The sequence below is a fragment of the Arthrobacter sp. Y3223151 genome (assembly GCF_059091125.1).
Window position 1 is genome coordinate 44,416 of sequence record NZ_JBNHGI010000012.1, and the last position, 20,146, is coordinate 64,561.

At 69.7% G+C, this 20,146-nt stretch carries 13 protein-coding genes and 1 tRNA gene; 5 read left to right on the top strand and 9 right to left on the bottom strand.

Annotated elements, in window-relative coordinates:
* Window positions 1-15: 15 nt before the first annotated feature.
* Both AC5RUP_RS14545 and AC5RUP_RS14550 read right to left on the bottom strand, forming a co-directional pair.
* Window positions 16-831: an electron transfer flavoprotein subunit beta/FixA family protein gene (locus tag AC5RUP_RS14545; RefSeq protein WP_494000244.1), complete on the bottom strand. Its 816-nt coding sequence runs from the start codon at window positions 829-831 to the stop codon at window positions 16-18.
* 204 nt (window positions 832-1,035) lie between these two features.
* Window positions 1,036-2,610: a S1C family serine protease gene (locus tag AC5RUP_RS14550; RefSeq protein WP_494158688.1), complete on the bottom strand. Its 1,575-nt coding sequence runs from the start codon at window positions 2,608-2,610 to the stop codon at window positions 1,036-1,038.
* Window positions 2,611-2,949: 339 nt separating this feature from the next.
* Here AC5RUP_RS14550 and AC5RUP_RS14555 point away from each other — a divergent pair, with 339 nt between their 5' ends.
* Together AC5RUP_RS14555 and AC5RUP_RS14560 are read left to right on the top strand one after the other, a co-directional pair.
* Window positions 2,950-5,013 carry a TPM domain-containing protein gene (locus AC5RUP_RS14555; RefSeq protein ID WP_494158689.1) on the top strand — a complete coding sequence of 688 codons (2,064 nt, stop codon included), beginning with the start codon at window positions 2,950-2,952 and terminating at the stop codon, window positions 5,011-5,013.
* A gap of 74 nt (window positions 5,014-5,087) precedes the next feature.
* Window positions 5,088-5,855, top strand: a complete 768-nt coding sequence (locus AC5RUP_RS14560; RefSeq protein WP_494067293.1) for a PspA/IM30 family protein — start codon at window positions 5,088-5,090, stop codon at window positions 5,853-5,855.
* Between the two features lie 113 nt (window positions 5,856-5,968).
* On the opposite strand, the gene AC5RUP_RS14565 is transcribed toward AC5RUP_RS14560, so the two are convergent.
* From AC5RUP_RS14565 to AC5RUP_RS14580, 4 genes are all read right to left on the bottom strand, one after another.
* On the bottom strand, window positions 5,969-7,114 hold the full coding sequence (locus AC5RUP_RS14565) for a hypothetical protein (protein ID WP_494158690.1): 1,146 nt from the start codon (window positions 7,112-7,114) through the stop codon (window positions 5,969-5,971).
* Between the two features lie 210 nt (window positions 7,115-7,324).
* Window positions 7,325-7,401 (bottom strand) — tRNA-Met (locus AC5RUP_RS14570).
* Window positions 7,402-7,446: 45 nt separating this feature from the next.
* Window positions 7,447-10,371 (bottom strand): UPF0182 family membrane protein, encoded by a 2,925-nt coding sequence (locus AC5RUP_RS14575; protein ID WP_494154462.1) that lies wholly within the window; start codon window positions 10,369-10,371, stop codon window positions 7,447-7,449.
* 271 nt (window positions 10,372-10,642) lie between these two features.
* Window positions 10,643-11,779 carry a YlbL family protein gene (locus AC5RUP_RS14580; RefSeq protein WP_494154461.1) on the bottom strand — a complete coding sequence of 379 codons (1,137 nt, stop codon included), beginning with the start codon at window positions 11,777-11,779 and terminating at the stop codon, window positions 10,643-10,645.
* 270 nt (window positions 11,780-12,049) lie between these two features.
* On the opposite strand from AC5RUP_RS14580, the gene AC5RUP_RS14585 reads away from it, so the two are divergent.
* The gene (locus tag AC5RUP_RS14585; protein WP_494158691.1) at window positions 12,050-13,531 is read left to right on the top strand and encodes a zinc-dependent metalloprotease; all 1,482 of its coding nucleotides are present in this window, start codon (window positions 12,050-12,052) and stop codon (window positions 13,529-13,531) included.
* Here AC5RUP_RS14585 and AC5RUP_RS14590 read toward each other — a convergent pair.
* Window positions 13,528-14,190 (bottom strand): M48 family metallopeptidase, encoded by a 663-nt coding sequence (locus tag AC5RUP_RS14590; RefSeq protein WP_494155176.1) that lies wholly within the window; start codon window positions 14,188-14,190, stop codon window positions 13,528-13,530. The genes AC5RUP_RS14585 and AC5RUP_RS14590 overlap by 4 nt on opposite strands.
* Window positions 14,191-14,343: 153 nt before the next feature.
* Here AC5RUP_RS14590 and AC5RUP_RS14595 point away from each other — a divergent pair, with 153 nt between their 5' ends.
* On the top strand, window positions 14,344-15,420 hold the full coding sequence (locus tag AC5RUP_RS14595; protein ID WP_494158692.1) for a TOMM precursor leader peptide-binding protein: 1,077 nt from the start codon (window positions 14,344-14,346) through the stop codon (window positions 15,418-15,420).
* Between the two features lie 28 nt (window positions 15,421-15,448).
* Here AC5RUP_RS14595 and AC5RUP_RS14600 read toward each other — a convergent pair whose 3' ends face one another.
* Together AC5RUP_RS14600 and nudC are read right to left on the bottom strand one after the other, a co-directional pair.
* Window positions 15,449-17,581, bottom strand: coding sequence for an ATP-dependent DNA helicase UvrD2 (locus AC5RUP_RS14600; RefSeq protein ID WP_494158693.1), 2,133 nt, complete (start codon window positions 17,579-17,581; stop codon window positions 15,449-15,451).
* Window positions 17,578-18,525 carry an NAD(+) diphosphatase gene (gene nudC, locus AC5RUP_RS14605; RefSeq protein WP_494154770.1) on the bottom strand — a complete coding sequence of 316 codons (948 nt, stop codon included), beginning with the start codon at window positions 18,523-18,525 and terminating at the stop codon, window positions 17,578-17,580. Before nudC ends, AC5RUP_RS14600 begins: the two co-directional genes overlap by 4 nt.
* A 185-nt stretch (window positions 18,526-18,710) precedes the next feature.
* Between nudC and AC5RUP_RS14610 the strand changes: the two genes are divergently transcribed.
* Window positions 18,711-20,132 (top strand): macrolide 2'-phosphotransferase, encoded by a 1,422-nt coding sequence (locus tag AC5RUP_RS14610; protein ID WP_494158694.1) that lies wholly within the window; start codon window positions 18,711-18,713, stop codon window positions 20,130-20,132.
* Window positions 20,133-20,146: the final 14 nt, after the last annotated feature.

Below are 20,146 nucleotides of genomic sequence, written 5' to 3' on the forward strand. Positions count from 1 at the left end.
GGTTTCCGTGGCGGACTAGAGCAGGTTCTGGGCGGCCAGGAAGTCCACCAGGCGGATCCCGGCGTCGCCCTCATCGGTGATGATGGTGCCCTGCGACCGCGGCGGCCGCGCTTCTGCCTTGGCGACGGCCGTCCAGGCACCCGCCGTGCCGACCGCACCGGGTTCGATGCCCAGGTCCGCCAGCGACACGGTGGCCACCGGCTTTTTCTTGGCGGCGATGATGCCCTTGAAGTTCGGGTAACGCGGTTCATTGATCTGGTCGGTGACCGATACCACCGCGGGGAGTTCCGCTTCCAGGCTGTCGGCGTGGGTATCGCCGTCCCGACGGGCGCGCACGGTGGTCCCGTCGACCTCCAGGCTGGCGGCGAAGGTCAGCTGCGGCAGGCCCAGGCGCTCGGCCAGCTGCGCCGGAACCAGCGAGGTTTCGCCGTCGGTGGATGCCATGCCGGTGAGCACCAGGTCAATGTCGCCGAGGCTGCGGACGGCGGCGGCCAGCACCAGCGACGTCCCGGCGGCGTCCGAGCCGGCCAGGGCATCATCGTTTACGTGCATGCCTTCGGTGGCGCCGATCTGGAGCGCCTTCTTCACCGCGGTGGCCGCTGCTGCCGGGCCCATGCTCAGCGCGATCACCCGGTTGCCGGCCTTCGGGCCGCCGCGCTCCTCCGCCAACTGCAGGGCGGCTTCGATGGCGTATTCGTCCAGTTCGGACAGGATGCTCTCCGAGCGGTCCACCGTTGCCGGATCGCCGGTCAGGTGCCGGTCGAACTGTGCGTCCGGTACGTGCTTGACCAGCACCACGATGTTCAAGGCTGTGCCTGCTGCTTTTTGCATCCTCGCTGAACTTCCTTCCGCCGTCCACGGCCCGCGCGGGTGTTGCGGGCCGCTGCAAACACCCTAACCTTACCGGCAACGCCGCGGCGGTAAACACCTGCGGGGCTGCCGTGTGCGCCAGGGCAAACCCCGCGGCTGTCAACAGCTGCGGGGCTGCCGTGTGCGCCACCCCGGTGGGGCCGGTGCCTCACCGGGGACGTGCGGTCAGGCCTGACCTTCGCCCAGTGTCACGTCGACGGTGCGTTCTTCGCCGCCGCGCAGGTAGGTGAGCTGCACGGTGCTGCCGGCGGCATGTTCACGGATGGCCGCGGTCAAGGACTGGCTGTCGCCGATGACCCGGTTTTCCACCCGAGTGATGACATCGCCCTTCCGCAGGCCGGCCTCCTTGGCGGGCGAGCCCTCAACGACCTCCACGACGGCCGCGCCCACGGAGAACTGGGTGTTGCCGGAGGAGTTGCCGGAGGGCTTGGCCGTCACCGTCACACCGAGTTGGCCGTGGCTCGCCGTCCCGTCTTCGATCAACTCCTGGGCAATCCGCTGCGCGTAGTTGCTCGGGATGGAGAAGCCCACGCCGATGCTGCCGCTGTCTTCGCTGGAGGAAGCGATGGCCACGTTGACGCCGATGACCTCTCCGTTGGTGTTCACGAGCGGACCGCCCGAGTTGCCATGGTTGATCGCCGCATCGGTCTGGATGACGTTCAGGAAAATGCTGCCCTGGTTCGAGGAGCGTTCCTCGCCCGGGAACTGGAAGTTCCAATGGTCGCCCGGGCCGGGCTGGGCACTGTCGCCGGAATTCTCCGGCACGGCGGAGGACGAGACGCTGATGGTGCGGCTCAAGGTGGACACGATGCCGTCGGTGACGGTGCCCGCCAGGCCCAGCGGCGCTCCGATGGCGATGGTGGTGTCGCCGACATTGAGCTTGTCGGAGTCGGCAAACGTCGCCGGCGTGAGGCCCTTGGCATTGGTCTTGATCACGGCCAGGTCCGACAAGGGGTCGGTGCCGACCACCTTGGCCTTGTGCACGCCGCCGTCGCTGGTGCGCACCTCGACGTCGGGGTTGGCCGTCTGGCCGCCCAGCGTCACCACGTGCGCGTTGGTGAGGATATGCCCCTCCGTGTCCAGGATGATACCCGATCCTGATCCGCCCGTGTTGCCGCTGGCCACCGAGATCGTCACGACGCTCGGCGAGGCCTTGGCCGCCGCGGCGGTGATCTCGTTGACCGAGTCCGTGTTGTTCACGATCAGCTGCTCCGGCCCGCTGCCGGTGATGGAGGTGCCCGCCGAGCCGTCCGCCAGCGCCTGCGAGCCCACCGCGACCCCACCGCCGGCCAGGCCGGCCAGCAACATGCCGGCGATCAGCGTCCCGGTGCCGAAACGCTTCCTGGTGCCCGCCCCGGCAGGCCGCCCGCCTGACGGGTTTCCGTAGCCGGTCCCCTGCCCGGGGCTTCCGCTCCCGTATCCGGAGTTGTGGCCCTGGCCTCCGTAGCCGGCAGGGCTGCCCGCGTTCTCCTGGCCGTAGGACGGCACGGCATACTGGCCGAAGGTGCCCGGGGCGTGCTGGCCGTACCGGGGCTGCTGCGGGGTGTGGTGTTGGGGCTCCTGCCGGGCCTGGTCTTGCGCCGGGACCTGCCGCGCAGCTTCCGGTGCCGGGCGGCGGAACGGCTGGGTCTCGTCGGCTGCCGCCGGCTGCTCCCCCGCACGGAAGGCCGGCGGATTCTGCGGCAGCGGTGGCATCGGCCGGGCGGGCCGCTGCTGCGGCTCCTGGTTATTCTCGCTCATGGCAGGTCCTTTCTGGGTCTGCATTCCACTATGCACGGCTTCGCTGGGATAACGTCGCACGTTTCCTGTAAGGAAACTGGAAACCAGCCGTATGCCGACGGCGGTCGCGGCCCCGCCCGACGCCTGCTCACGCTCGGCTTTGTAGGGTCAAACGATGAATCGCCGTCCTCCACCTGCGGCGCAGGAGCTGCTGGGGTGTTCGCCGCGGGCGGAGGGCTGTGGTGGACGGTGCCAAACGCAGGACCATAGAATCACGAGTGGGTGGATCCGCCCCGGCCGGGGCCAGGACCGCCGATGAGCCGGGGCGCCACGGCCCCGGCTGCTGCTGAAGGGACCCTTATGCGCTCACCGTTCAGGCGTCTGGCGGCCGTAGCCGGCCTGACGGCAGTCTTCCTCGCGCCCGCAGCGCTGGCGCACGCGGTGCCGCCGGTCGACATTCCGCCGGGCGAGTTCGTGGTGGACCAGGCCGGTGTGCTCGGCGCCCGGACGGCCGAGGTCGAGGACGCAGTACGCGAACTGCAGAGGTCCGAAGGCCTGAACGTCTACATCGTCTTCGTGGATGAATTCACCGAACCGGCCGACCGCAACCAGTGGGTGCTGGACATGGCCGAGCTTAACTCGCTGGGCGAAGTCGACAGCTTGCTGGCGGTTTCCGTCGACGGCCGCGAGTACTTGTTCCAGTCGGCCGAGGGCAATCCCGTCGTCTCCCAGGACCAGAACATCGCGCGATCCATCCGGCCTGCCCTCGGCGAAGCGGACTGGGCGGGGGCCGCGCTGACCGCCGTGGCGGCGGTCGAGGACGCCGCCACCGGCGGTGACGGTTCCGTCGGAACCGGGGGCGGGGGCGGCTCGCTGGGCCCGGTGCTGCTCATTGGCGGCGTCGTGGTGGTGGGCGGCGGCGCGGCCCTACTGTATGCGCGGTCCCGGCGGAACAAGAACCAGCGCCCGCAGCCTCAGCTGCAGACCGGCCCCGACGGGCGGCCGCTGGATCCGCACGACGCCATGTCTGTGGAGGACCTTCGCAAGAAGGCCGGCAGCCTGCTGGTGGCCGCCGACGACGCGATCAAATCGAGCGAGCAGGAACTGGGCTTCGCCATGGCCCAGTACGGGGACGAAGCCGTGCAGCCGTTCCGCCAGGACATCACCGCGGCCAAGTCCCACATGATGGAGTCCTTCAAGCTGCAGCAGCAGCTCGACGACCATATTCCGGACACGGAAGAAGAGCAGCGCGCCTGGCTGGGCGACATCATCCGCCGCTGTGAGGCAGTCAACGATTCCCTCCAGGCACACAAAGAGGACTTCGACGCGCTGCGGGAGTTGGAAAAAACCGCACCGCAGGCGCTTGAGCAGGCTCGGGCCGCCGCCCGGGAAACCCGCGGCAGGCTGGACGACGGCACGGCCCGGCTGGAGCAGCTTCGCGCCCGCTTTGCCGACAGCGCGCTGCAACAGGTCGCCGACAACATCGGCCAGGCCGGGGAACGGCTGGATTTCGTCGAGAACGCGGCCGGCACCGCGCAGGACAAGCTCGACGAAGGAGACCGCAGCGCCGCCGTGATTGCCGTGCGCGCGGCCGAGGAGAGCCTGCACCAGGCCAACATCCTGTTGGAGGCCATCGCCAGGACGGCCAAGGACCTCGAGGACGCCCGGCAGAGCATGGAACGCACCATCGCCGACGCGACCCAGGACATCGCCCAGGCCAGGGCCATCATCGCGTCCGGGCAGCATCCCGAGCTGACGGGCCCCTTGGCCGGGCTGGAAGCGGCGGTGTCCGCCGTCCGGCAGGAGGTTGCCGGGGGACGCATCGATCCGATCATGATGGTGCAGCGGCTGGAGACAGCCATGGAGCCCCTGGACGCCTCACTCTCCGGGATCCGGGACGCCGAGGACCGCAACCGGCGTGCCCGCGAGGCCCTGCAGCACGCCATCATGTCCGCGCAGGCCCAGATCTCCGGCACCTCGGATTACATTCAAGCGCGGCGCGGCGGCGTTCGCAGCGAGGCACGCACCCGGCTGGCGGAGGCGGAACGGAACCTCGACCATGCGCTGGCCATCGCCGACTCGGATCCTGAGCAGGCGCTCAACTACGCCCGCCAGGCCAATGCCCTGGCGCAGCAGGCCAGCCAGATGGCCCAGGAGGATGTGGACGGCTTCGGCGGCGGCATGGGCGGCTTCGGCGGCGGCGGCATGTTCGGCGGTCGGGGCGGCGGCCTGGGCGGGGCGATCCTCGGCGGCATCCTCATCGATTCCATCCTGCACGGCGGACACGGCTCGCACGGCGGCGGCGGAATCTTCGGTGGCGGCGGAGGCGGTGACGTCTTCGGCGGCGGCGGCTTCGGAGGTTTCGGCGGTGGCGGCGGCGGCTTCGGTGGCTTCGGCGACGGCGGCGCCGGCGGCGGCTTCTAGACCAGACAGACCGGGCAGCCACCTTGGCTGCTTGGAAGGCAAAGTTCGAGTAATACCGATCGAAAGGCATCACCGTGGTAAAGCACTCAATTTTCGGCCGCATGGCACAGTTGGCCAAGGCAAACATCAACGCCCTGCTCGACCAGGCGGAGGATCCGCAGAAGATGCTGGACCAGATGGTCCGCGACTACACGAACAACATTGCCGAAGCCGAAAGCGCCGTCGCGCAGACCATCGGCAACCTGCGCATGCTGCAGGACGACTACAACGAAGACCTCGAGAACGCCCGCAGCTGGGGCAACAAGGCCTTGGCCGCCAGCCGAAAGGCCGACGAATACCGCACCTCGGGCCATGCCGCCGACGCCGAAAAGTTCGACAACCTCGCGAAGGTGGCAATCCAGCGCCAGATCTCCTCCGAGAACGAAGCCAAGGGCGCCGAGCCCACGATCTCCTCGCAGACCGAAATCGTCGAAAAGCTCAAGCAGGGACTCAACCAGATGAAGTCCAAGCTCAATGAGCTGCAGAACAAGCGCGATGAGCTGATCGCCCGCGCCAAGACCGCGCAGGCCCAGTCGCAGGTTCACGACGCCATCAAGAGCATCGACATTCTGGATCCGACCAGCGAAGTCGGCCGCTTCGAGGAGAAGATCCGCCGCGAGGAGGCAAAGGTACGCGGCCAGGCCGAGTTGGCCGCTTCCAGCCTGGACACCCAGTTCGAGAGCCTGGAAGACCTCGGCGAGCAGACGGAGGTGGAGGCACGGTTGGCAGCCCTGAAGTCCGGCACCAGCCCGGCCCCGTCGTCGCTGGAGGCCGGTAAGGAAACTACCTCAGAGAGCTACTGAGCACCGGCCCTCCGGCCCACGCATGAATGGCTCCGGGCCGCACCCTTCGCGGTGTGGCCCGGAGCCTTTCCTGTCGGGCCGGGTCTTTCTTTTCCGGGGGCGGTGCGATCGCGTTATCGGCGCGGCTTCACGGCCCGGAGGAGGCTGCGGCCGGTGAAACGGCCCGGTCGCGAGGCGCGGATCCGCGCGCGGCGCAGGGCTTTGGGATTGTAGTGCCGGGGACGGTGCTCGGCTGCGTCCGGCACGCCGGCGCCCTGCCCCCGCGGCGCCGGGGCCACTCCCCCGTCCTGCTGCGGCGACGGACGACGGCGGGATCCCGCCCGGGACACCGCCGGAGCCTGCTGTGCGGCGGGCGCCGCGGCCGGAGCCTGCTGTGCGGCGGGCGCCGCGGCCGGAGCAGGGGCGGCGGCCCGGTCATGCCCGGTGTCAGGTTCCTGGGGCCCGGGACGCCGCCTGCGCAGCAGGAGCCAGCCGATCAGTGCAAGGTAGGCGGCTGGAACCAACCAGGCGGGGACGGCGTGCAGCACCTCGGTGAGCAACCCATGGGCCCCGTGCGCGGCATCGATGAGCCGGTCCTCGACCTCGTGCCCCGCGGCATTCCGGACGGCGAAGAAGGCGTAGTAGGCGGTGCCCAGCCCGGCGAGCAGCAGCAGGTAGCCCTGGGCCTTTTCCAGCACGGTCCAGGCTTCGGGCCATCGTCGGCCGGCGGCGGCCCCGACCGACGATGCGGCGGCGCACAGCAGACCGAAAGCGGCGAGCAGGCCCAGGACGTAGGCGGCCATGCCGGCGACAGGGGCTTCCGCGCCGCCCTGTTCCCCGGCCGCGGCCAGCAATTCCGGCAGCTGCGGCGCGAGCGAGGCCAGCCCGATCACCGCACCGGCAACAGCCATCGCGCCGAGCCGGACGAATGATCCGCCTCCGGCCGCCGCTGCCTGCAACAGCCGGACCCGCCCGCCGGCCACCAGGAAGGACGCGAGCAGGACCAACAGCATCCCGGTCCCGGCCGAAATGTAGGCCAAAGCCCCGGCATGGGTCGCCGGATTACCTGCCGCCAGCAGCGCCAACGAGAACGACGTCGTGTAGCCGCCGGTCAAGACCAGCGCCGTCGCGGCGGACCGGCGCACGGCGTCAGCGGCCGTGCTGTGCCAGCTGTCGCCGGCGACCATCAGGAGCCACGCGGGCAGCAGGAGCAGGCTGCAGGGGTTGAACAGGGCTGCCACTCCGGCGGCCAGGGCGTAGCTGCTCACTGATTCCAGCATGGGACAACAACGATCTTTCCGAGGGAAAATCGGGGACGGGTGAAACCATTCTACCGGGCGGGGTTGTGGCCTCGGGCACTACCCTGCCCGGCTTGCGGCCCCCGGGCTTGCGGCCCCCGGGCTTGCCGCCCCGGGCACGGCCGGTCCGGCTTGCGGCTACAGGCACGCAAAAGCCCCGCCCGATATGACATCGGACGGGGCCTTAGCTCTTGGTTGCGGGGAGAGGATTTGAACCTCTGACCTCTGGGTTATGAGCCCAGCGAGCTACCGAACTGCTCCACCCCGCGGCGCAGTGAATACATTACCGGCCGCGGGGTAGCGAAGCAAATCGGTCAGTTGCCCTCGGTCGCCTCCGGAGAAGGCTGCTCCGTTGCCCCGTCCGCTCCGCCTTCGGGGGCGGCGCCGGAGATCGCAGCCTCGGCGTCGATGGCGTCCTGCAGCGCCGCCTGGAGCCGCTCCTGGGCTTCGCCGTAGGCGGCGAAGTCGCCCTCCGCCAGCGCGGCCTGTCCCTCCTGGATCGCGGTGCGCGCGGCCTGCAGGGCCGCCTGCAGGTCCTCCTCGGCGCTGGTCTCCGGTGCGTCCGGCGTCGTCGGCGTCTCCCCGACGTTTTCTTCGTCGCCGGTGGTGGCGCCCGAATCGCCCTGGAACACCTGGTCCAATGCTTCGGACAGCGTCGGGGCGAAGCCGACTTCCTCACCGAAGCTCACCAGCACCCGGCGCAGGATCGGGTAGGAGGAAGCACCCGAGGACTGGACGTAGACCGGCTGCACGTACAGCATGCCCCCGCCGACCGGCAGGCTGAGCAGGTTGCCGTTCTTCACCTCGGAAGCGCCCTGGCGCAGCAGGTTCAGCGCCTGCGACACTTCGGTGTCCGAGTTGAACAGGTTCTGTGCCTGGCCGGGACCGGGCACGGTGATGTCGCGCGGCAGTTCGAGCAACCGCAGCGTGCCGTAGTCCTCGGACTTCACGCCATCCTCGCCGGTGCCGGCGTCCGCGTTGGCGGACAGGAACCCGTACAGCACGTTGCGTGCCTGCTCGCCGGGAACGGCAAACGGAATGAACGGGGTAGTGAGCGAGAAGGACGCCGCATCTTGGTTGGGCATCTGCAGTGACAGGTAGTACGGCGGCTGCTTGACGGTCGATCCCTCGCCCAGCGTCGGATCCGTGGGAACACTCCAGGCGTCGGAGTTCTCGTAGAAGCGGTTGACGTTGGTCACGTGGTACCGGGTGAGCAGCTCCCGCTGCACCTTGAACAGGTCCTCGGGGTAGCGCACGTGCGCCATCAGGTCGGCCGACATCTCGCTGTACGGCTTGATCGTCGTCGGGAACACGTTCGTCCAGGCCTTGAGCAGCGGATCCTGGTCGTCCCAGGCGTAGAGGTCCACGGACCCGTCGTAGGCGTCAACGGTTGCCTTGACGGCATTGCGGATGTAGTTGACCTCCTCCGCCGGCAGCGCCACCGTGGCGCCCCCGGTGGTCCCGGAGTCGATGGTGGCCGACTCCAGTTGCTGCGGAGTCGAGTACGGGAAGTGCTCGCTGGTGGTGTAGGCGTCCACGATCCACTTCACGCGGCCGTCAACGATGGCAGGGTAGGCGTTGCCGTCCACCGTCAGGTACGGAGCGACTTTTTCGATCCGCTGGCGCGGATCCCGGTCGTAGAGGATCTGCGACTCCGAGTTGACCGCGTCCGACAGCATCAGGTCCGTCGACTGGAATTTCAGGGCGTAGACCAACCGGTTGAACCAGTTGCCGATGTTGGGACCGCCGTCGCCGTCGAACGTGTTCCGGGTATCGGTTTCGGCATTGGCGCTCTGCGGCCGGTCGATTTCGATCGGGGAGCTGCCCTCGGGCGCGCCGACGATCGAATAGTCCGGAGACGCCTCGCCGAAGTAGATCCTGGGCTCGTAGGTTGAGTCGTCGCCCAACACGCCCTGCGACGGGATCCCGGAGAGCATGAAGGACGGTTTGCCGTCCGGCTCCACGCGGGAGCCCGCGGCCGCAACCACGCCGTAGCCGTGGGTGTAGAGCAGGTGCTCGTTGACCCAGCCCGCCGGGACGCCCGCGGTGTTCAGTTCCCGGACGGCGATGACGGTGTCCTGCACCTCGCCGTCGACCGTGTAGCGGTCCACGTTGAGCGTCTCGTCGAACTGGTAGTACTGGCGGAACTGTTCCAGCTGCGCGAACGCGTCCGACACCAGGTTCGGATCCAGCAGGCGGATATTGGCCGTGGTTTCGGCGTCCTCGCGCAGCGCGCCGGCTTCCGCGTCCACCGTAGCTTCATAGTTCATGGTCTGCACGTCGTCCAGCCCGTAGGCCAGGCGGGTCAGGGCGATGTTGCGTTCGATGTACTGGGCCTCGACGTCCTGCTCATTCGGGATCACCTGGAAGCGCTGGACGATCCACGGGTAGACCCCGCCGGCGAGGATGGCGGTGACGATCAGCATGGCCGTGCCGACGATCGGCAGCCGCCAGCGGCCGATGAAGGCCGAGACGATGAAGAGGATGGCCACCAGCACGGCGGCGACGGCGAGGATGGCCTTGGTGGGAATCACGGCGTTGACGTCGGTGTACAGCGCACCGGTCCAGTTTCCGGCATCGGACTGCACGGTGGCGTACCGGTCCAGCCAGTAGTTGACGCCCTGCAGGATGAGGAACAGCGCGGCAAAGATTCCCACATGGATCTTCGCCGCGGTGGAGGCGAAGAACCCCTTGTCCTCCAGCCGGATCCCGCCGTAGAGGTAGTGGGTCAGCAGCCCGGCGATGCCGGCAATCAGCACCACGCTGATCAGGAAGCCGTTGATGAAACCCAGGAACGGCAGGGTGTTCATGTAGAAGCTGAAGTCCAGGCCGAACTGGGGATCGGTCTGGCCGAACGGCTGCTGGTTGAAGAACAGCAGGACGGTCTGCCACGCCGAGGCGGCGGCGGTGCCGGCGAAACCGGCCAGCACTACCGGGATGCCGATCATCAGCAGGCGCCGCACCGGCTCCAGCTGCTGCTGGTAACGGTTCAGGTTGTCCTGCAGCGAGCTGTCCGGCGCGTACACCGGGCGTGAACGGTATGCCAGCCGGAGGCTGAAGTAGACGGCAAGGCCCATGATCAGGAAGGCGATCAGGAAGATGGCGATCTTGGTGCCGGTTTCCTTGAGCATGACTTCCAGGTAGCCCAGCTGGTTGTACCAGAGGATGTCTGCGTAGATCTGGGAGAAGAAGACGAAGCCCACCACCAGGACGGCCACCACGATCAGGGTGGGCACCAAGGCGGAACGTTTCTTGCCAGGACTGCTAAGCGGTGTTGGCCGGTCGCCGTAAGACCGGTCTTGTCCGAACGTCACTCGTTACCTCGTTGTCTGCATGCGTGGCATCACGGCGAAACCGCCGCTGCGGGGACACTCCCCCTAGATGCCACGAACGGCGGTCTCGGAGGGTTCCGTTCCCATTCTGCCTTGTCAACACCTGCCCCGGCGAACCGCGGCGCGGGAACGGTCCGGCACCGTTGCCGGAATGTGACCGCGCCGCCGCTGAAACGAATCAGCTGCAGCCCGGCGGCAGGGCGGCTGCATCGCTGCCGCCTCCGATCGCGGTGACGGCCTCGACGGCGTCGTCCAGCGTCGCCACCGACACGACCTGCAGGCCCTCAGGGACGTGGCCGGCGACCTGCGCGCAGTTAGCCTCCGGCGCCAGGAAGACGGTGGCGCCGGCCTCCCGGGCGCCGATCATTTTCTGCCGGATGCCGCCGATCGGCCCGACGGTGCCCTCGGCGTCGATGGTGCCGGTCCCGGCAAAGTGCTTGCCGCCGGTCATCTCGCCTTTCGTCAGGGTGTCGATGATGCCCAGCGCGAACATCATGCCGGCGCTCGGGCCGACGACGTTGTCCAGTTGGATCTTCACCTCGAACGGGAAGTCGAACTCGGTGCCCAGCAGGACGCCCAACTGGTAGTCGCCGTCGTCGTTGGCCCGCGGTGCCACGTCCACGGTCTCCTCGCGGCCGTCGCGCGCGATGCCCAGTTCGACCGGGGCGCCGGCACTGGCGTTGAGCTCCTCGCGCAGCACCTCGATGCCGGTGACCGGCCGACCGTTGATCGTCCGGATTGCATCCTTCGGCTTCAAGACCCCGGCCGCCGCCGCGTCGGGGGTGAGATCGGCCACCGAGAGGGTCTGCGAGTACTCCACGTCCAGCTGGGTCAGGGCCGCCGCGATCGACGACTCCTGCGACGACGCCATCAGCGCCACATTTTGCTGCTGGATCTCTTTCGGGGTGACGTCCGGCGGATAGACCAGGTCGGCCGGTGCGACGCTGCGCTGGGGGTCGAGCCAGGCGGCCAGGACCTGCAGCATGTTGACGTGCGAGTTGGGGCCGCCACTCACGTACACCGTCGTCAGGTCCAGGGCGCCGGAAGTCTTGTAGGTGGGCCGGTCCGGAACCTCGATCAGCGGGGCGCCGGAGACCTCTCCGATGGTGTTGATGGTGGGGCCGGGCGTCTCGATGACGTAGCCTGCCGGCAGAGCCAGCCCTGCGGCACCGGCCACCACGGCAACGACAGCGGCGGTCGCCATCACCGGTTGCCTGCGGTTTCGGGTCCGCGGCGCAGCCGGCTGCGGACCGGGAGCGTCATCGGCCCAGCCGTCCGTGCCGTGCTCGGTGCCTTTGTTGGTGGACTGTGTCACCTGGTGGTTCCCTCCCGCAGCTGTCCGGGCCGTGCACCCAACGCGCTGCCGCCCGGGGCGCTCGCGGCGCCTGCTCTAGCGTACGCCGTCGGCCCGGCATCGGTGGTGCTGCGTCTGCTCGGCCTTGAGCGAACTGCCCGTCCCCGGCGCGACAAGGAATCCCGGCTGCCGGTAACGTGGAACTCACGCAACACCCGGGCACAGCCCGCCGCCTCCCCGGCAGCCGCTGCGGCCCGTGCCCGCTCCAACCCTCGAGGACCGGTGGTAGTGATGACCCCCAAGCAGCCCGACGACGACCCGCAGGATCCGCTGGCGGAGATGTTCGCCAAGCTCTTCGGTGGCCAGGCCGGGGCAATGGATCCCGCGGAAATAGCCAAGGCGGCAGGACTGCCCTCCGACCCGGGTGCCCTGGCGCAGATGTTCCAGCAGGTCCAGGCGATGATGAGTGCCCCCGCCGAAGGTCCGGTCAACTGGAAACTGGCCCATGAAAGCGCCCGCAAGGTGGCCGCCTCGGACAGCGACCCGTCCGTCTCCACCGCACAGGGCCGCGCCGTCGACGAAGCGCTCCGGTTGGCCGAGATGTGGCTTGATCCGGTGACGAGCATGCCCGGCACCGGGCTGATCGGCAGGGCCTGGTCCCGCGCCGAGTGGGTTGAGGCAACGCTGCCGACCTGGAAGCGGTTGACGGAGCCGGTCGCCAACAGCATCGCCTTCGCGCTGACCAGCGCGCTGACCGAGCAGGTGCCGGAGGAGATGAAGCAGATGCTCGGCGGGGCACACTCCATGTTGCAGAACCTCGGCGGCGCGATGTTCGGCATGCAACTGGGCCAGGCCGTGGGTGCCTTGGCCAAGGACGTGGTCAGTTCCAGCGACATCGGTGTCCCGCTGGTGGAAGGCAAGATGGCCCTGCTGCCGGCCAACGTCAAGTCGTTCGGCGAGGGCTTGGACATCCCCGGGCAGGACGTACTGCTCTTCCTGGCCATCCGGGAAGCTGCGCACACCCGCCTGTTCACCCATGTCCCGTGGCTCTCCGGCTACTTGCTGGGCGCTATCGAAAGCTACGCCCGGGGCATCCATATCGACATGGGGCGGATCGAGGAAGTGGCCCGCGACCTCGACCCCACAAACCCCGAATCCATGCAGCAGGCGCTCTCGCAGGGCGTGTTCATGCCGAAGCGCACGCCGGAACAGGAAGCAGCCCTGGCCAAGCTCGAAACGGCGCTCGCGCTGGTCGAGGGCTGGGTGGACGAGCTCACCGCCGGCGCAGCGGCCAAGCTGCCCTCGGCACCGGCGCTGCGCGAAACGGTCCGACGGCGGCGGGCCACCGGCGGGCCGTCGGAACACGCCTTCGCGGCCCTGGTCGGACTTGAGCTGCGCCCCCGCAGGCTGCGGGATGCCGCCGCCCTGTGGTCCGCCCTGAAGGAGGAACGCGGAGTCGAAGGACGGGACGCGATCTGGAACCACCCCGACCTGCTGCCGACCGCGGAGGATCTGGACGATCCGGCCGGCTTCAGCGCCCGGCGGAAACTGCTGAACGCCTCCGAGGCGGAAGTCGACGAGGCGCTGCAGAAACTCTTGAGCGGCGGATTCGAAGAGCAGCCCGGCGACGGCGATGCCCCGGAGCCGGATCGTACCGCCGACCGTGGAGACTCCGGCAGCGCGAACGGAGGTTCGGACGGCTCCGCGGGCGGTGAGGATACCGGCACCGCCGACGGGGGCCCGGGCGGTAGCGGAAACGGAGACCGCGGCTAGCTGTCGCTCTCGCCGAGGTCGTCCACGTCGTCCTCGTCCTGCAGGCCGCGGCCCATGGCAAAGGCTGCGCCGGAGAGGAATGCCTTGGCCCGTTCGAGCTCCGGATAGGGCTGCAGCAAGCGCCAGAAGCGTGCCCCGTGGCCCGGCTCCAGCAGGTGCGCCAGCTCGTGCAGGATCACATAGTCGACGACCCAGGCGGGCATGTCCTTGATCTTGTCGGAGATGCGGATGGTGCCCCGGGCCGGCGTTGCCGACCCCCAGCGGTCGTTCTGGTTGGAAACCCATCGGATGCTGGTCGGGATGGCGTTGCCGGCCAGGTAACGCTGCGACAGCTCTGCCGCGTGGCGGGCCAGGTCCGTGTCGCTCGCGGCGGTCCGTCCCTCCGGCCGGGAGCCGCGCGTCTCGAGTTTCGCGAGCATCCGCTGCACCCACTCCCGTTCCTGCGCCTGCGAAAAGTGGCCGGGAATGGAGATCACGGCGGCCCCGTCCCGCCAGGCGGCGGAGACGGTCCGGCGCCGGCGCGCCGACCGTTTGACCACCACGGGGGCCCCGGTGGATGTGGTCAGCGCCACCCGCTCCCCCGCGTCGGCCACCAGCGGCACCGGCCGCGGAGGCGTTGCGCTGGCACGGGATTCCTGCGTCTGCTCTGCTCGGGACATGCGACGAGGTTACCGGGTCAATCCGACCGTCCGCATCCGCGAAGGCCCGGTGCCCGGTTTTCTGTGGATAACCCTCCGGCGCCTGCCGCCGCCGTGCCAGCATGGAGGACCGGGACGCGCCCGGACCACGGGCAGGCGGCGAGGAGGATTGCGGTGGCACAGTTGAGGATCAATCCAGGCCTGCGCATGCTCGAGGGCGCCGCGGGCAGCGTCCAGTTCGGCCTGGGTGCCGGCGGACTGGTGATCGAGGGGACCGTGGAAGCGGACCGGCACTTCCTGCGCCGGCTGTGCCGGGGGATCGAATCGGCTGACCTGGACGACGTGCGGGCAGGCTGTGGCCTGGACAGGGAGCGGGCCGCGTCGCTGCTGGCGGCGCTGGCACCGGTCCTGCTGCCGGACTCCGGCGGGGAACGCCTGTCGGGTTTGCGCGCCGACCGGCTCGCACCGGATGCGCGCCGTTGGTCGGCGGTGTACTCGGCCGACGGTGAAGGACCGCTCGCCGCCCGGGGACGCTGCATCGTTCAGCTGATCGGGCTGGGACGCACCGGTGCAGCGTTGGGCACCGCCCTGGCGGCGGCCGGCGTCGGCACGCTTCTGCTCGAGGATTCGGCGGTCGCCGCCCCCTCAGATGTCGGTTCCGGCGCCATCCGGCTCGCCGACGTCGGCCTGGGCCGCGGGCAGGCCGTGCGTCGGGCGGTGCACCAGGTCGATCCCACGGTCGCCTGCCACCTCTTGCCCGGCTCGACCGCGGAGCAGGGTGCCGCTGGCATCTTTCCGCGCGCGCTCAGCCTGGCCGTCTACGTCGACCGCGACGTGGCCGATCCCCGGGTCGCCGCGGCGCTCATGAGCCGGGGACACCCGCACCTGAGCGTCCTGGTGCGCGAGCAGGACACCCTGATCGGGCCGTTGGTGGTCCCCGGCCAGACAAGCTGCCTTGGCTGCGTGGAACTGCACCGCGCCGAGGCCGATCCGGGGTGGCCGGACGTCGTTGCCCGGTTGACCAGCCGGCCGGCCGAGCCGCAGGCAGACCGGGGCGCGGCCGACGAAGTGTCGCAGTCGGTGGCCGCGGCCGGCCTGGCGGCGATGCAGGCCCTGCTGTTCCTGGATGGACGGAACCAGCCCGGCAGCTTCTCCGCCGTGCTCAAACTCGACAGCGGCGACGGCACCGTGACGCGGCACGCCTACCCGCCGCACCCGGCCTGCGGCTGCGTGCTGGCCCCGGCGGCCTGAGCGCGCGCTTGCCCGGGCCGGCGCAGGTTCAGTTCGCGGCCAGGACGCGCAGCACATCCTCGCCGTAACGCTCCAGTTTGGACGGCCCCACGCCGGCCAGCCTGGACAGCTCCTGCAATGACTGGGGCCGGGCTTCGGCGATGGCCACCAGGGTGGCATCCGTGAAGATCACAAAGGCGGGCATCGAGGCTTCGCTGGCCGTCTCCTTGCGCCACTCCCGCAGCGCCTCGAACGTCGACTCCTCGTACGTGGGGGGACAATTGTGGCACCGGCCGACCTTGCGTTCCGCCCCGCTGCCGAGCAGGGTGCCACAGACGCGGCACACCGCCGGCGCGGCCTGCTTGCGCCGCGCCGGCCGCTGGCCCGGCGTGCTGCGGACGGAGGAGGAAGAGGCGGGGCGCAGCCCGTCCAGAAACCGGGACGGTTTGCGGTTGGCGCGGCCTCCCGGGGTCCTGGCCAGCGACCAGGACAGAGCCAGGTGCTGGCGGGCACGGGTGATGCCCACATAGAGCAGTCGGCGTTCCTCGTCCACGGCCTCGTCGGTGTCGGCGAAGGAGATCGGCATCAGCCCCTCGCTCAACCCGACCAGGAAGACTGCGTCCCATTCCAAGCCCTTCGCCGAGTGCAGCGAGGCGAGGGTGACACCCTGCACCGTGGGAGCATGCTGGGCGGCGGCGCGTTCGTCGAGCTCCGCCACGAAGTCGGACATGGTGAAAACACCGCCGGCCGCGGAACCGCGGGCCGCGTCCAGCTCGTCGGCCAGTCCCACCAGCGCGGCCAGGGATTCCCAGCGTTCGCGCACCGCGCCGCCGGTCTGCGGAGCCTCCCGCGTGTAGCCCAGGTTCGCCAGCACGTCCCGGACCAGTTGCGGCACGGGTTCGGTTCCGGCGGCCCGGGACGAGGCCCGCAGCTGGAGGATCGCGTCGCGGACCTCTCGCCGCTGGAAGAACCGCTCCCCGCCGCGCAGCTGATAGCCGATGCCCGCATTGGCCAGCGCCTGTTCGTACGCTTGGGACTGCCCGTTGGTGCGGAACAGCACCGCTATCTGGGCGGCGCCCACGCCGTCGTCGATCAGTCCGCGGATACGGGTGGCCACTTGGGCGGCCTCCGCCTCGTCGTCGGCGCATTCCGTGAACGAGGGCTCGGGCCCGGCCGGACGCTGGGCGATGAGCTCAAGCGGGGTCGGCCAGCTGTCGTTGTCCCGCGCCGGCTGCCGGGTGCGGGCGGCCAGCAGCGAGTTGGCCAGCTGCACCACCTGCGGGGAGGAGCGGTAGTCCCGCACGAGTTTGACGACGTCGGCTCCGGGGAAGCGTTTGGTGAACTCGAGCAGATGCCTGGAGGTCGCTCCCGTGAAGGAGTAGATGGTCTGGCTGGCGTCGCCGACAACACAGAGTTCTTCACGGTCCCCCAGCCAGAGGTCCAGGAGCCGCTGCTGGAGCGGCGAGACGTCCTGGTATTCGTCCACCACGAAGTGCCGGTACTGGTCCCGTACGGCGGCCGCCACCTTCGGGTCTTCCTCGAGGATCCCCACGGTGATGAGCAGGACGTCCTCGAAGTCGATGATGTTCCGGTCCGTCTTCACGTCCTCGTAGGCCTGGTACAGCCGCGCCACCGTAGTCAGGTCGTAGCCTGCCGGTGCGGCACGCCCGGCCGCCCGGCGGACATAGCTCTCGGGCGTGAGCATGGAAACCTTGGCCCACTCAATCTCGGCCGCCAGGTCGCGGATGGCGGCACGGTCGGTGGTCAGCCGCAGGCGGCGGGCAGATTCGGCGATGACGCTGGCCTTGTGGTCCAACAGGCCGGGCAACGGACCGCCGACCGACTGCGGCCAGAAGAACTGCAGCTGGCGCAGCGCCGCGGCGTGGAACGTTCGTGCCTGCACCCCGCCAACACCGAGGTCGCGCAGCCGCGTCCGCATCTCGGCGGCCGCGCGTGCGGTGAACGTCACCGCCAGCACCCGCTGCGGCGTATGCACCCCGGTGTGCACGCCGTAGGCGATCCGATGGGTGATCGCGCGGGTCTTGCCGGTGCCGGCTCCGGCGAGGACGCACAGCGGTCCGGCCAGGTTGGTGGCCACCTGCCGCTGCTCGTCATCCAGTCCGGCCAGGATCCGGTCTTCGAGGCTGCTGTCCGGGAGGGGCCCGGCTGCCGCTGCGCTCATCGTCCGGCCTGCGGCAGCTCGCCGCCGTACCAGTGCTCGATCAGCGCCCGCGCAATCGAAATGCCGCTCGCCACCTGGACCTCGTCGGCCTGCAGTGCCGCGGCCAGTTCCTCCCGGCTGAACCACCGTGTGTCCAGGATCTCCACGCCGTCGGGGACCGACGCCGCGTCCGTCGCGACCGCCGTGAAACCAATCATCAGCGATGCCGGGAACGGCCACGGCTGGGATCCAAGGTAGCGCGGCGAGTGCACCACGACGCCGGACTCCTCCTCGATTTCCCGCACCACCGCGGCCTCGAGCGACTCCCCCGGCTCGACGAAGCCGGCCAGGGTCGAATACCGGCTGGCCGGCCATGCGCTGTTGCGGCCGAGCAGCAAGCGGTCGTCCTCGTCGATGACCGACACGATGACGGCGGGATCGGTGCGCGGGAAATGCTGGCTTCCGTCGGCGGGACAGCGGCGCACCCAGCCGCCCTGCTCGATCTCCGTGCGGTGGCCGCAACGCGGGCAATGGGTGTGGGTCAGGTGCCAGTTGGAAATCGCCGCGGCCTCCACAAACAGCCCGGCGTCCTGCGCCGAGAGCTCCCCCGCCACGTCGCGCAGGCCCAGCCACTCGCCGTCGTACTCGGCAGCTTCCGGGCGGTCCGCCAACACCGAGAGCACAATGTCGGTCCCGACGGGCACATCCGCGCCTTCCACGGCCCGACCGAGGTAGACGGACAGGTCGGTTGCGGTCCGTTCCCTGCTCGGAAGCAGCACGATCCTTCCGCCCCGTACCAGCGACTTGCCGTCGGCGATCAGCATCACATGCGTGGTGTCGCTGCCCCAGATGCCGTCCACCAGGCCGGGGTGGCTGCGCCGCTCGCACCCGCGGTCCATGGTGGTGCGCGCCAGCATCAGCTGGCCCAGCGGCGGGAACCCTGCAGCGGCGGTGCTAAGACTCATGCTCTCTACCGTACTCACCCCGGCGCCCGGACTGTTATTCGCGCCGCCGCCGCTGTGGACTGCGCGCGGCGGGGCTGTGGACTGCGCGCGGCAGTGCCCCGCCGGTGCGGCCTGCGTCACCCTTCCGACGACTCGCCGCGGCCGTGGCCGGGCTGCCGGTACCGGTTGCACGTACGGTGGACTACGTGAGAAAGACACCTCTGGAGCTGGCGGCAATAGCCAGCGCGGCCGTACCCGGGTTGACGCCCACGGGCGTTGCCGGGTTGCCAGATGATGCGGCGGATTTCCAGTCCGCCGTACTCACCGATGCGTCCGGCAAGCGGTGGCGCGTGCGATCTCCGAAGCACGCCGAGGCCAGCATGCGGCTCGAAACGGAACTGCTGGTGCTCCGGGCCTTCTCGCCTGCGATCCGCGCGGAGTTGCCTTTCCAGGTGCCCACGGTCGCCGGGACCGTCCAGCAGTCCGAGCTGCGCACCTTCGTTTACAACCACGTGCCCGGGAACATGCTGGCGCTGGAAGCCCTGGTCGCCGCCGGCGCCGCCGTCCCGGTATCGATCGGACGGGCGACAGCCGGCATCCACGACCTGCCCCAGCGCATGGTCGACGCCGCGGATTTGCCCAGCTACACCGCCGACCAGTTCCGCCAGCGCAAGCTCAACGAACTCGACCAGGCTGCCACCACCGGCAAGATCCCGCCGGCCCTGCTGCGCCGGTGGGAGCACGCTTTGGAGGACGTCGCCCTCTGGAAGTTCAATCCGTGCGTGGTGCACGGCGACCTGCACGAAGACAACCTCCTGGTCCAAGACGGCAGCGTCAGTTCCGTGACCGGCTGGACCGACCTGCGCATTGGCGACCCCGCCGATGACTTCGCGTGGCTGGTGGCCGTACACGAACAGTCGTTCACCGACGTGGTGCTGGAGTCCTACCGCAAGTACCGCAAGGACCCGGTCGATCCCCACCTGATGCGCCGGGCAGCGCTGTCCGCCGAATTCGCGCTGGCCCAATGGCTGGTCCGCGGACTGGCCGCGGGCGACCAGACCATGGTTGACGAGGCGGTCGACATGCTGAACGAGCTCGAGGCCGATGTGGCCGAACACGGCGGCCAGCCCATCAGCGTCACCGCTCCCCCGCCGCCGGCCGTTCCGCCCACGGTTGCCGCTGTTCCTGCGGCTCCGGCCCGGGAACCGGCCGCCGGTTCCGAGGGCCGGAATCGGCCGGAGCCGGCTCCGGCCGATCGGCCGACCGGGGACGAACCGGCGGACGGCGATCAGGGCGGCGCCGGCAGGGCGGCTTCGGCGGGCGGGAACGGTTCGGCCGAGCAGGCGCACCGGCACGACGGGCCCGCGCGCGTCCAGCTCGCCGGCCGCTCCGGGAGTTCCAAGGTCACGCTGCTCCCGGTTGAGGGGCCTGCCGTCGATCCAGCTTCTCCGGCACCGCCCGCGCCGGAACAGGACGCCGCGGATCAGGACGCCGCGGAGCCTGCGCCGCCGGAGAACGGCAGCGCCGACGGCCCAGCGGCCGCCGGCAGGGAGACCCGGCCGGCCAGGGACGCCGAGCCTGCGTCCGCGGACACCACGGCGCTTCCGGTCATCAACCCACGGCGCTGACCCGTGCTGCGCGG

Coding starts and splice junctions, on each gene's coding strand:
- AC5RUP_RS14590 (WP_494155176.1), bottom strand. CDS start 14,190: ATGTCCCGAGCAGAGCAGACGCAGGAATCCCGTGCCAGCGCAACGCCT.
- AC5RUP_RS14550 (WP_494158688.1), bottom strand. CDS start 2,610: ATGAGCGAGAATAACCAGGAGCCGCAGCAGCGGCCCGCCCGGCCGATG.
- AC5RUP_RS14565 (WP_494158690.1), bottom strand. CDS start 7,114: ATGCTGGAATCAGTGAGCAGCTACGCCCTGGCCGCCGGAGTGGCAGCC.
- AC5RUP_RS14585 (WP_494158691.1), top strand. CDS start 12,050: ATGACCCCCAAGCAGCCCGACGACGACCCGCAGGATCCGCTGGCGGAG.
- AC5RUP_RS14555 (WP_494158689.1), top strand. CDS start 2,950: ATGCGCTCACCGTTCAGGCGTCTGGCGGCCGTAGCCGGCCTGACGGCA.
- nudC (WP_494154770.1), bottom strand. CDS start 18,525: ATGAGTCTTAGCACCGCCGCTGCAGGGTTCCCGCCGCTGGGCCAGCTG.
- AC5RUP_RS14545 (WP_494000244.1), bottom strand. CDS start 831: ATGCAAAAAGCAGCAGGCACAGCCTTGAACATCGTGGTGCTGGTCAAG.
- AC5RUP_RS14600 (WP_494158693.1), bottom strand. CDS start 17,581: ATGAGCGCAGCGGCAGCCGGGCCCCTCCCGGACAGCAGCCTCGAAGAC.